The organism is Halorhabdus sp. BNX81, from assembly GCF_029229925.1.
Lineage (GTDB): Archaea > Halobacteriota > Halobacteria > Halobacteriales > Haloarculaceae > Halorhabdus.
Window position 1 is genome coordinate 1,359,693 of sequence record NZ_CP107254.1, and the last position, 11,772, is coordinate 1,371,464.

Annotated in this window: 10 protein-coding genes; all 10 read right to left on the reverse strand. The window is 64.6% G+C overall.

Annotated elements, in window-relative coordinates:
- Positions 1-14 precede the first annotated feature (14 nt).
- Entirely contained in the window at positions 15-1,856 is a 1,842-nt protein-coding gene (locus HBNXHr_RS06860; RefSeq protein ID WP_275883650.1) for a molybdopterin biosynthesis protein, read from the reverse strand.
- A complete protein-coding gene (locus tag HBNXHr_RS06865; protein ID WP_275883651.1) occupies positions 1,853-3,055 on the reverse strand; it encodes a molybdopterin molybdotransferase MoeA in 1,203 nt (400 codons plus the stop codon). Before HBNXHr_RS06865 ends, HBNXHr_RS06860 begins: the two co-directional genes overlap by 4 nt.
- 96 nt (positions 3,056-3,151) lie before the next feature.
- Entirely contained in the window at positions 3,152-3,805 is a 654-nt protein-coding gene (locus HBNXHr_RS06870; protein ID WP_275883652.1) for a molybdenum cofactor guanylyltransferase, read from the reverse strand.
- The gene (locus HBNXHr_RS06875) at positions 3,802-4,620 is read right to left on the reverse strand and encodes a molybdopterin synthase (protein ID WP_275883653.1); all 819 of its coding nucleotides are present in this window, start codon (positions 4,618-4,620) and stop codon (positions 3,802-3,804) included. Before HBNXHr_RS06875 ends, HBNXHr_RS06870 begins: the two co-directional genes overlap by 4 nt.
- Before the next feature lie 66 nt (positions 4,621-4,686).
- Positions 4,687-5,190, reverse strand: coding sequence for a MogA/MoaB family molybdenum cofactor biosynthesis protein (locus tag HBNXHr_RS06880; RefSeq protein ID WP_275883654.1), 504 nt, complete (start codon positions 5,188-5,190; stop codon positions 4,687-4,689).
- Between the two features lie 103 nt (positions 5,191-5,293).
- On the reverse strand, positions 5,294-5,563 hold the full coding sequence (locus HBNXHr_RS06885) for a hypothetical protein (protein WP_275883655.1): 270 nt from the start codon (positions 5,561-5,563) through the stop codon (positions 5,294-5,296).
- A 270-nt stretch (positions 5,564-5,833) separates the two neighbouring features.
- Positions 5,834-7,594 (reverse strand): cbb3-type cytochrome c oxidase subunit I, encoded by a 1,761-nt coding sequence (locus HBNXHr_RS06890; RefSeq protein WP_275740719.1) that lies wholly within the window; start codon positions 7,592-7,594, stop codon positions 5,834-5,836.
- 106 nt (positions 7,595-7,700) lie between these two features.
- Positions 7,701-10,520, reverse strand: a complete 2,820-nt coding sequence (locus HBNXHr_RS06895) for an HAD-IC family P-type ATPase (protein WP_275883656.1) — start codon at positions 10,518-10,520, stop codon at positions 7,701-7,703.
- Positions 10,521-10,945: 425 nt separating this feature from the next.
- Positions 10,946-11,218, reverse strand: a complete 273-nt coding sequence (locus tag HBNXHr_RS06900; protein WP_275740723.1) for a DUF6684 family protein — start codon at positions 11,216-11,218, stop codon at positions 10,946-10,948.
- A 62-nt stretch (positions 11,219-11,280) separates the two neighbouring features.
- Positions 11,281-11,670 carry a cox cluster protein gene (locus HBNXHr_RS06905; RefSeq protein WP_275883657.1) on the reverse strand — a complete coding sequence of 130 codons (390 nt, stop codon included), beginning with the start codon at positions 11,668-11,670 and terminating at the stop codon, positions 11,281-11,283.
- Positions 11,671-11,772 lie beyond the last annotated feature (102 nt).

Consider the following 11,772-nt stretch of genomic DNA (forward strand, 5'->3'; position numbering starts at 1 on the left):
CCCGTTCGGCCGATTCACTCACTCGCCAGTCGGTCGCGCAGTATCCGGACACCGGCTTTCTCCAGCCGATCCGCCGCGGCAACGATCTCGACGCGCTCTGTGCCGAGTGACACGAACGTCACGTCCAGGTCCGCAGCGGTTTCCGCCAGTGTGACCCCAGCGTCGGCGTCCCCGGCAACCACCCGCCGCGCGGGGCTTTCGAACGATCGCGTCTCGATCGTCCGGAGCGAACGCTGGAGCGTGGCTTGCGCCTCATCACGAGAATTCACGAGTTCGCCGATCGCCGCGTCGAAACTCCCAGCGAGTCCCCACTGGGAATCGACCGTCGCCACGAGGAGATCGCCGTCGATCAGGTCATCGAGACCGGTCACGTCGTCCGGATTGCCGGTGGGAACGGCCAGCCCCCACTCGCGCTCCCAGGAATCAAGGACCTCGCTGTCTGCCGGGGCTTCGATGGGACCGGCGATCACGGCCACATCCGTGACGCCGTCTTCGAGCAGGCGGACGCCGGTCCGCGATCCCTCAGCGAGATACCGAGGTCGGTCGAGTTGGTCCAGCAGATCCCACAGGTGTGGGTCGCCTTCGCCGGCCCCGAGCAACGACGGGATGGCGGCGGCAGCCGAGAACAACTCGACAGTGACGGACTCCTCGGGATCGAGGTACGCCGTTTGGGCGCTGACGTCGACGACGCCGTCGGCGTCGACCAGTGTCGTGGTCGCGCCGCTGCCCTTGTCGACGGGATACGCGAGCGTCCGTCCGACCCCATCTTCGACGAGGGCGACCGGGAGAAAGCGCCGTCGTCCTTCCTCGAAGCGTGCGCGAGTCGCCATGTCGGCGTCGACCGTTGCCGTCCGGCGCTCAGGGAGTCCGGCGGCCGCGCGGATCGCCGGTGCGACGAACACCCGGAATATCGTGAGCGCGGACACCGGATATCCGGGAAGCCCGATGTACGCTGCGTCCTCGAACTCCCCGACGATCGTCGGCTTCCCCGGCTTGACTGCTGTGCCGTGAAGCAGCAACTCCCCACGCTGCTCGATCACCCGATAGATGACGTCCATCGTACTCGCGCTCGTCGATCCCGAGGAGAGCACGAGGTCACACTCGTTTGCCGCCTGGGTGAGTGTATCCGCGATCGACCCCTCGTCGTCGCCGACGTGTGGGTACACCCGAGCAATGCCGCCCGCTTCTTCGACTGCTGCGGCGATCGTGTAGCTGTTGACGTCGTGAATCTGGCCGGCGGCACTGTCGAGAGTATCGTCGGGACGGACCAGTTCGTCACCGGTCGAGATGATGCCGACCGTCGGCGGTTCTCGAACCGTAACTGCGTCACAACCGATCGCCGACAGCAGCCCGAGCTCACGGGGCGTCAGTCGCGTTCCCGGGCCGAGGACGCGCCGGCCGGCCGCCACGTCGGCCCCCGCCGGCATGACGTTCTCGCCGGGGGTCACCGCATCCCGGATTGCCACCGAGCCGTCGCGCTCGCTCGTCACCTCGATCACGACGACCGCGTTCGCCCCTGGCGGCAGGACCGCACCGGTCGAGATCTCGATTGCCTCGCCCGCCTCGATCGATTCTGTCGGGTTCTCTCCCGCATGGAGCGTCCCAGCCACAGTGAGTTCGACGGGTGACACCTCGCCCGCGTCGACGGTGTCACCGGCCCGGACAGCGTACCCGTCCATCGCTGCACGGTCGAAGCCTGGCACGTCAATTTCGGCCGTGGTCCGCTCGGCGAGCACTCGCCCACGGGCATTTTCAAGGCTGACTCGTTCCGTCCCGGCTTCGAGTTCGAGACTGTCGATTGTTTCGGCCAGTTCTTCCCCTGAGGCCAGATCACGGAACTCGCGTCGATCAGTCACGGCGACCACTCCCAGTCCTCGACGCTGACTGTCGCTCCGGCCTCGATCCCCTCCTGTGATTCCGGGACGACGACCCACCCATCCGCGGCCGAGACGCTCGACAGGACGCCCGCCCCACCGGATCGGATCGGTTCGACACCCTCGGCGACGTGGCGAACGCGAACGTAGCTGCGGACGCCCGGTTCGCTGGCGATCTTGCGTGTCAGTTCGCCCGCTGTGGTCGGGGGCGCTTCGGGCTCCCGGTTTCCGGCCCACGCGACGGCCGGATACAGCAACTGGACGGCGTTGACGAGCGCGGAGACCGGATAACCGGGCAGCATGAGCACCGGCGTCCCGGAGACGGTGCCAAAGCCGACCGGATGGCCGGGTTTGTGCGCGACGCCGTGGACGACCACCTCACCGAGATCGTTGACGACCTCCGGCAGGAGATCACGTTCGCCGACCGAGGAGCCGCCGGTGGTGACGATCACGTCGGCGTCGAGGTCGCGCTCGATCGCGTCGGCGAGGACTTGCTGATCGTCGGTGACGATATCTCGGTACCGCGGATCGCCGCCCCACCGTTCGACTAACCGTGTGACGACGAGCCCGTTCGTTTCGACGATCTCGCCCGGGCCGGGATCGGCGTCGACCACCTCTTCGCCGGTTGGAATGACGGCGATCTCTGGACGCTCGTAGACCGGTACGGTCCCGATCCCCGTTGCTTTGAGGACGCCTAGATCCGACGGTCGAAGGCGGTCACCGGGCTCGAACAGCGTCGCCCCGGCGGCGACGTCCTCGCCGGTCGGGGCGACGTTTTCCCCTGGTGTGACAGCCGTCTCGATAGCGAGGCCGTCAGTCCGTTCGGTGACGTCCTCGACGCGGACGACGGCGTCGGCAGTGTCGGGCATCTCGCTGCCAGTGTGGACCCGGACGGCCTGTCCGGGCCCCATGCTCTCGGCCGCTTCGAGTCGCGCCGGAGCGCGTTCGCTCGCCCCGACCGTCTCCTCGGCGACCACGGCGAAGCCGTCCATCGCGGCCCGGTCGTAGTGTGGAACTGGCTGCTCCGCCGTGATCCCGTCCGCGATCACGCGGCCGGCAGCCGTTTCGGTCGGCATTCTCTCGGTACGGTCGACCGGCTCGACGAGTGATCGCAACTGTTCCCGGGCCGCGTCGACTGACGCTTGCCGTTTGAACCCCGCCTCGTGTCGGTCACCGCTCACCCGGATCCCTCCCGGACGTATCGGTCATGTGTGATAGTGAGGTGCCGCCGGGTAAGAAGGCTCGGCTGATGGGGCACCTTGGCCGTGTGACCGCCTCTAGTTTGGATGCTGCTCCCCGGTAGAGCCCCCGTCGTTGATCGCCTGGAGGTCTCCCACTGTGTTGACGTTCGTGAGCGAGCGTTCCAGCGTCGAGGGGCCGGTATCGATACTGACGTCCTCGACGGTCGATAGGTCACCGAGCAGCGCGTGGAGCCCTGCGGACGCGGGGAGGTCTTGGCCGGCTTCGAGAATCGCGGTCCGGCGATAGCGTCCGTGCAAGGGTTCGCGACCGCCGGCGGTCCGGGGAACGAGTGCGTCCGCCGCCGAGTCGTCTTCCAGGAACCATCGCACTGCCGCGACGTCGAGCAGCGGCATGTCACAGCCAGTCACGAACAGCCACTCGGCGTCCGCCTGTCTTGCGGCCCCCATGACGCCCCCGAGCGGCCCGTCGAACCGCTCGTCGTCGACCGCAAAAGAGAGGTTCTCCGTCGGATATCCGTCGCCACCGAGTCGATCGGTGATCGATTCGCCCTGTTCGCGATCAGGGACGACCACCAGCGCTGAAGCGTCCGTCGCTGCTGAGACGGTCTGGAGTACCCGTCCAAGGATGGGTTCGCCGCCGACGGTCGCGAACGCCTTGTCCCCGTCCGCAAAGCGCGAACTCTCCCCGCCAGCGAGGACGACGCCACGGATTGAACGGTCGTCGGTCATCGCTCGTGGGCCCAGAACTCCTCGGAGACGGTGACTTCCTTCTTGAACAGCGGGACTTCGTCCTTGACCCGGTCGATCCCGTCCTCGACTGTTCTGAATGCCTCTTTGCGATGCCCGGCGAGCACGACCACGTAGACGACATCCTCGCCCGCTTCGACGACTCCCGTGCGATGATGGAGGCGGACGTCAAAGACGCCATCTCGGTCGCACAGTTCCTCACGGATCGTCGCCAGCTGCTCCGTTGCGACCTCGTCGTAGCGCTCGAATTCGAGGTATTCGGTCGGGTCGTCGTCCGGGCTATCCTTCCGGCGGACCCGACCGGTAAACGTCGCGATCGCACCGGCCCGGTCGGCGTCGGCGGAACGTTTGACGTCGGCAACCAGCGACGGAAGCGTCTCGTATGGTTCGACGGACTCGATCGCGTTGACCGCATCATCGAGGTCGATGTCCGCGGCACTTTCGGCGGCAAGGACCGCCGCGGCGTCATCCTCGCCCAGCACGATCTGCGGAAGGTCCATCTCGGCATATCCTTCGACGACGGCGTAGTCACAGTCCGTCGAGAGCTCCTCGAGGGCGTCATGGAGCGTGGTTGACTCACCGGTCCCAAACCACGATCCGTCGGCGATCCCGTAGGTTCGCTCGGCACCGGCCGCCCGGTGGCGGGCAGTGTCTTTCCCCTCGGTATCAATGGTCGGGTCGCAATCGACATGCTTGACCGTTCCGACGGTCCCGCGCTCGCTCAATCGTTCGACAAGCGCTTCGACGAGCGTCGTCTTGCCTGCGTTCGACGGGCCGGTGACCCCGATGAGCTGCATGAACACACTTGCGGATAGGGGCGCTTGTAGGTGTCGTCTACGACACTCGCTACAGCCGGCGTCGACTTAGCTCTCTTCGGCCAGGAGCCCGACGAGGTGGCCCAGTACTGGCGTGACGAGTTCGGCTGTCCCGAAGTCCGCCGCGGACTCGCTGCCGGGGAGACAGAAGACCGGAACGTCGTCGACAATTCCTGCGGTGGCCCGAGTCAACATCGCGTGTGGTCCTGCCTGTTCGACCGATCGTGCCCTGAAGCGTTCGCCGAATCCCGGAAGTTCCCGGTCGAACAGCGGTGTAAGTGCTTCGATGGTCACGTCGTCGGGAGTGACGCCGGTGCCGCCGGTGGTGATGATCACGTCTACGTCTTCACGGTCGGCGAAGGTTCCCACGCGCTCGCGAATGGCGTCGACGTCGTCGGCAACCAGATCACGGGTGCTGACGGTGTGGCCCGCGTCTTCGAGCGCCGTGATGATCGCATCTCCGCTGTCGTCAGCGTCGAGAGAACGACTCGACGAGATTGTCAGAACTGCGGCGGTGACGTCACTTCTATCGTGCCCGTGGTGCCCGCTCATGGTGGCTGGTTCGGATCGCAGGCCGCTTGAAGGGACCGGTCGCGGTGGTCGGACGATGATTTCGACAGCGCTCTGGACTCTCTTGGCCGCTATGCGGTGATCACTACTTGCCAGGCTCGCGGGTGTCGAACCGGTCGGCAACATACGAGACGGCGACCAACAGCACGCCAAGGCCGAGGCCGATGGTGACCATGCCATAGATAGCCATCCCCAGGGCTGTCGGCGGGAGCGCGATGACGCCGAACAGCTCCGGCTCGACGACGTCCGGCCGCGCCGCGCCCAGGATCGCCCCCATCACCCCGGCAATCACGGTGATAATCAGGTACACCCCGACGACCACGCGACGGCCACGGATCGGACTGGAAGTCGACACACCCCCCGATATGTGCCGGAGGCGATTAGGCTTTTCACTCCCGGCGGGTATCAGGGAGTATGTCCGAAAAAGAACTCATGCTCGTGGCGCTCGTCGCGATCGCGGTGATGATGGGGGTCGCCGCGTTCATGCTCGTGCTTGGATAAGCCAGTCCTGTGACGCTCCTGCATCGAGTGGATCCTGCGTCGCTTCTATTGGCCGGTGAAAACTCGGACGGGGAAGAGAAACCGCGATTTCAGATCATGTGCGCCGCCTTTCAGACCGCAGCCGTCACTCGTTTGTCTCACGCTCGCCGCCGTCGGCCCACAGATCCGCGTCCGCTTGCGTATCGTCTTCGGCGATTCGAGCCTCGTTCCAGGCGAACTCACGGGTGAACAGCCCCTCGTCTTTGAGGTCCCACGGGTCGCCGTCCGTGAGTTTCGGGCCGTCGAGCCACGACTGGAGGACGTTCCAGACGAAGATGAGTTGGCCCACTAGCAGGATCAGAGCCCCGACGGTGGCTGCCTGATGGAGGAGCGTAATCACCTCGATCGGGCCGACCGTGATCGCGCCGTAGGTCGCGTACCGCCGTGGCAAGCCGAAGTAGCCCAGCAGGATCATGGCGAAAAAGGTCACGTTCGTGCCGATCATCGACAGCCAGAAGTGCCACTTCCCCAGTGTCCGCTGGTACATCCGGCCCGTAAAGATGGGGAACCAGTAATAGATGCCCGCGAACACCGCAAACGCGATCGCGCCCATGATGATGTAATGGAAGTGGCCGACGACGTAGTAGGTGTCAGTCAGGATCAGGTCGATCGGGATCGACGCGAGGAACACGCCGGTCACCCCGCCGATGATGAAGTTCGCGACGAACCCGATACAAAACAGCATCGGGGTCGTCAGCCTGATGCGGCCGTTCCACATCGTCGTGATCCAGTTGAACGTCTTGACGGCGCTCGGTACCGCGATCGCTAACGAGACTGCCATGAAACTCGCCCGGAGGCGTGGGTCGATCCCGGTAGCGAACATGTGGTGGGCCCAGACGCCGAAGGAGAGGACGCCGATCGCCAGCGTCGAGTAGACGACGAACTTGAACCCGAACAGTTTCCGCCCGGCAAATCGCGGGAGGATGTAGCTTATCAGTCCCATCGGTGGGAGCACGAGGACGTACACCTCCGGGTGACCGAAGAACCAGAAGAGGTGTTGCCAGAGGATCGGATCGCCCGCGCCGACCGCGAAGAACATCGTCCCGAGGTTTCGATCGAGCAACAGCATGATGAGCGCGCTCCCGAGTAGCGGGAACGCAAAGAGGATGATTCCCGACTGGGTGAGCATCGTCCAGGAGAAGATATCGAGGTTCGCCCAGGAAACGTCGTCACCGCGTTCGGTGAAGATTGTGACGATGAAGTTGATCGCCCCCATCGTCGCCGAAATCCCGGTGAGATGGAGCCCGAGCAACATCATGTCCGTCCCGAGGTGAGCCTGCTCGACCGACAGCGGCGCGTACATCGTCCAGGATGCCTGGGAGGGAGCGATCCCGGGAATCAGAAAGCCACTCCAGATGAGCAACGCGCCCGGCGGTAGCAACCAGAATGCGATCGCGTTGATCCGGGGAAAGGCCATGTCGTCGGCCCCGATCAGGAGTGGGATGAAGTAGTTGCCAAAGGCCGCGATGATCGGCGTCCCGAAGAGAAACAACATGGTGATGCCGTGACTGGTGAGCAACGCGTTGTAGAAGCTCGCACTCACGATGTTCGAGGTCGGCGTGACGAGTTCCAATCGCATCACGACGACGGCCAGCCCGCCGACCGCCAGCGCGATCAGCGCAAACAGGCCATAGAGGAGCCCGATATCCTTGTGATCGACCGTCGTGAGCCACCGGAGCACCCCGGCGGGTTTCTCCCGGTGACCGTAGCCAGTCTCGCTGACGGTTCCGCCACTGCCCGCCGGTGACGCGTAGCTCCGCCAGTCTTCAATGCGCGTGAGAAACGCCGCGACCACGACCAACAACACCCCCATCAAAACCGTCAATGCGAGCTGTTCGCCTGCCATGGCGTACACTCCGGGAGGTTCCCACTAAAAGGGTGCGTTAGAGGCACCATTCGCTCCCGATTCCGTCCGTCGAATCAGGGACGTGACGTCGAAATCGGTACCGCCCTCAGTCGAAGATCAGCGCGTGTAGTTTCGTCCCGAGTTTGGGCGTCCCGAAGTGCCGGCGGAGTTCCCGCTCGATCTGACCGCCGAGCAACGGTAACAGGCTCATCCCGAGGACGACTGCCCAGCCCTCGAGGCCGATCGGTGCGGTACTCAGCGCCAGCGAGATGCCGGGCAGGTAGGTCGCCCCGATCAGGATCAGCGTCGAGAGCGCGAGCGCGCCCCAGACGTAGCGGTTCTCGGTGACCTCGTTTCGGAGGATCCCCGACGTAAGCTCGCGCATGTTGAAGACGTGCCACAGCTGGGCGAACGCGAGCGTGAGGAAGGAGACGGTGACGGCCGCCTCGCTGCCGAGTCCGCCGGCGTATATCCCGCCGGCGATCGCGAACGCGCCGACGACGGAGACCGAGATGAACAGGCCATAGAGCCCGAGCTCGGTCCAGTTGGTCCGCGTCATGATCGGTTCGTCCGGGTCCCGCGGCGGTCGCTGCATGATATCCTCGCCGCCCTCGCAGGCTCCGAGCGCGAACGCCGGGAAGATGTCGGTCACGACGTTCAAGAACAGAATCTGCAGCGGGAGCAGCGGCAGCGGGAACGCCAACAACGTCGCGAGCAGAATCGTCGTGAGTTCGCTGAGGTTACACGACATGAGATAGAGGACGAACTTCCGGATGTTGCCGAAGATGATCCGGCCTTCCCGGACCGCGTGATAGATGCTCTCGAAGTTGTCGTCGCTAAGGATCATGTCGGCCGCCTCCTGGGCGACCTGTGTGCCGCGTTTCCCCATCGCGACGCCGATGTCGGCCTTCTGTAGGGCCGGGGAGTCGTTGACGCCGTCGCCGGTCATGGCGACGATCGACCCGGCGCGCTGATGGAGGTCGATCAGGTCGAGTTTGTTCTCCGGATTGACCCGGGCGAAGATCGAGGCGTCCTCGAAGCGCTCTTTCTCCGCGTCCGAGAGGCTCTCCGGGTCGTCGAGTTCGCTGCCCTCGACGACTTCGGCATCGTCGGAATCGACGATCCCGACGCTCCGGGCGATGTTTTTCGCCGTCCCGGCGTGGTCGCCGGTTACCATGACGACGCGCATTCCGGCGTCCTTACAGCCCTGGATTGTCGACTTGATCTCCTCGCGTGGCGGATCGATCATCCCGACCAGCCCGATCAACTCGAGGTCGCCGTAGGGATCGTCCTCGGTATCCGTGACCGTTTTCCGCGCGAGTGCGAGGACGCGTAGACCGTCTGCAGCCATGCGGTCGGCCTTTGCGATCCACTCGTCGGTTTCCTCGGGTGAGAGGTCCGCGACACCCTCGTCCGTCACCTTCCGGGTGGCCGACTCGACGACTGACTCCGGTGCACCCTTCACGGCGACCCGGTAGTGGCCGTCCTCCTCGTGGTAGGTCGCGACGGACGGATCGCCCTTGGCGTGGTAGGTCGCCATCATCTTCACCGAGGGGTCGAAGGAGACTTCCCGGGCTTCCGGCAGCGAATCGAGCAGCGATTCCCGATCGATGCCGGCTTTCAGCCCCGCGATCAACAGCGCGGCCTCCATCGGGTCGCCGGTCGTCTCAACCCCCTCGTCGGTCCCGGTCACGGAGGCGTTGTTACAGAGGACGCCCACCTCGAGGGCTTCCCGCAACGGATGGTTCTGTGGCTCGTCGAGTTGGAGTGTCGCGTCGCTCTCTGGGGAGTCTGTGCCGTCAACGTCCGGATCACCGCGCCGGAACGACCCCTCGGTGTCGAGGCCGGTCCCGGTGACTTCGACCGACCCAGACGCCAGTTCGAACCGGCTGACGGTCATCTCGTTTTCCGTCAGCGTCCCGGTCTTGTCCGTGGCGATGATGTTCGTCGACCCGAGCGTCTCGACGGACGCGAGATCGCTGATGAGGGCGTTGCGCTCGGCCATCCGCCACATCCCGCGGGCGAGGACGAGCGTGGCGACGATCGGCAGCCCCTCGGGGACGGTCGCGATCGCCAGCGCGATCGCCTCCTCGACCATGAGAAGGAGGTCCTGACCGCGGATCCACCCGGCGATCAAGACGATCGTAGCCACAACCAGCAGGAACGGGACGAGTTTGTGTCCCAGACTGTCGAGTTTCTCCTGTAGCGGCGTCTTCTCCTCGGCGGCCTCCTGGAGGGACTGGGAGATCTTCCCGAGTTCGGTGTCCATCCCGGTCGAGACCACGACGGCCTCGACAGAACCACGCGTCACGTACGTCCCCTTGTACAGCATGTTCGAGCGCTCGGCCAGTGGAACATCGGCGTCGAGTGGCTCGCTGGTCTTGCCGACCGGGACGCTCTCGCCGGTGAGGGCCGACTCGTCGGCCTGGAGCCGGGACGGTTCGATCACCCGGAGGTCGGCCGGAACGATGTCGCCGGCCTCAAGTATCACGACGTCCCCCGGGACGAGTTCCTCGGCCGGGATCTCCTGATCCTCCCCGTCGCGGCGGACCCGGGTCTCGATCTGGGTCATCTCCTGGAGGCTCTCCATCGAGTTCCGGGCCCGCATCTCGGTCACGAACCCGACGAGGCCGTTGATGACGAGGACAGCGACCACGGAGATCCCCTCGATGGTTTCGCCGATCGCGAGTGCGCCGATCGCGGCGATCCCCAGCAGGATGATGATGAAGCCGGTGAACTGCTCGACGAGGATCTTCCACCAGGGCTTGCGGTCGGTTTTCCGGAGTTCGTTCCGGCCGTACTGGTCACGTCGGTGCTCGACCTCCCCTCCGCTCAATCCGTCGTCCGTCGAGACGTCGTGATACGTGAGTATGTCGTCGACGGACTGTGTCCACGGGTGGTCTTCGTCGGTTTGGGCGTCAGTCATTGTCTGGCAGTCGTATCCGTACTGGCGTTTGCGTCACATGATCCACGTCTCTCTGTGCGAGTCGGCTCGCCGAATTAGCTGGATGCATGGTAGTACGATATCATATGTTTGCTGCTGTGTGAATGGCCGTTGGTAGTCGCTCCCCTGTTGGACTGTCTTCGTCCTCGGCGTGCCGGTGGTGACACTGTCGGCGTGTGATCCCTCTTATCTGCGGACGGCAGCGTCCCACCACCAGACGGGGTGGCCCTACTCGCGCGGGGACGTAAGCGATGGGCGGGGCGTGCCACCGTCGACACACCATCGCGGGCGACTGACGGACACGTCAGTACCATTTAGTAGCGTGCAACGGAGAATTTGCGCAAACTTCAAATTAAACGTTTTGGTATACCTGCTAAATTAACCGGTATTTCCTCAGGCGGCCCCGATCATTCCCGGGTTTCGGGCACGACGCCCGGTGGTTCTTCGGCTTCGCCATCGGCTTCCGCTCGCGAGACGGCCCGGCCGGCATAATAGGACAGCACCGCCAGCAGCACGATCATCGATCCGACGATCGCAAGCTGAATCCCGGAGGCGACGCTGTTCCACCCGAACGGACTGGCGACGACGAACGCGACAAAAAAGAACGTCAGGATTGCGAGCGGAATCGCATTGACCGTTAGATCGAGCACTGTCTCGCGATCGAGGTCCCCGAGTTGCATACGTGCGCGTTCGCCGACGGAGATAAATAGACTGTTGAAACCGGAAATCGGCGACCGGCCCGTTATTCGAAGAGGGAGCCCGTCAACCCGAAGGCAACGAGAATCCCACCCGCTCCAACGACCGACAGCCCACGTCCGACGACGCCGCTTGGCTCCTCGACGAGGGCGACGATTTCGACTGTCGCCGGGTCAACAACGGTCGCGACGATGGCGACACCGAGAACGGAAAACGCCGCACCGAGTCCGGTTAGCGGCCGCCAGAGATCACGGACATACCCTGATTCCCGGAGGATGCCGGCGACGCTCGCACCGAGAAGCAAAAGTCCGCCCACGGCGACCGGATACAGACCGATGAAGATGCCGACTTCCGAGAGTGCGAACCCGAGTGCGACGAACACCGGCCACGGGCTGGCACGCCGGCTCTGGGTCCGCACGTTCGGTTGTTCGCTCATACCGTTGGTTGGGCTGGTGGCGTCAAAGGTCCGTCGGAGGCGACAATGCCGGCCGGAACGCCCACTAGCCGATGGTTGCGGTTCCTGTATCGGACCGACAAT

What these genes read in the sequence shown, in the direction of transcription:
- HBNXHr_RS06875 (WP_275883653.1), bottom strand. Translation starts at nt 4,620, where the DNA reads ATGCAGCTCATCGGGGTCACCGGCCCGTCGAACGCAGGCAAGACGACG.
- HBNXHr_RS06905 (WP_275883657.1), bottom strand. Translation starts at nt 11,670, where the DNA reads ATGAGCGAACAACCGAACGTGCGGACCCAGAGCCGGCGTGCCAGCCCG.
- HBNXHr_RS06895 (WP_275883656.1), bottom strand. Translation starts at nt 10,520, where the DNA reads ATGACTGACGCCCAAACCGACGAAGACCACCCGTGGACACAGTCCGTC.
- HBNXHr_RS06890 (WP_275740719.1), bottom strand. Translation starts at nt 7,594, where the DNA reads ATGGCAGGCGAACAGCTCGCATTGACGGTTTTGATGGGGGTGTTGTTG.
- HBNXHr_RS06880 (WP_275883654.1), bottom strand. Translation starts at nt 5,190, where the DNA reads ATGAGCGGGCACCACGGGCACGATAGAAGTGACGTCACCGCCGCAGTT.
- HBNXHr_RS06870 (WP_275883652.1), bottom strand. Translation starts at nt 3,805, where the DNA reads ATGACCGACGACCGTTCAATCCGTGGCGTCGTCCTCGCTGGCGGGGAG.
- HBNXHr_RS06900 (WP_275740723.1), bottom strand. Translation starts at nt 11,218, where the DNA reads ATGCAACTCGGGGACCTCGATCGCGAGACAGTGCTCGATCTAACGGTC.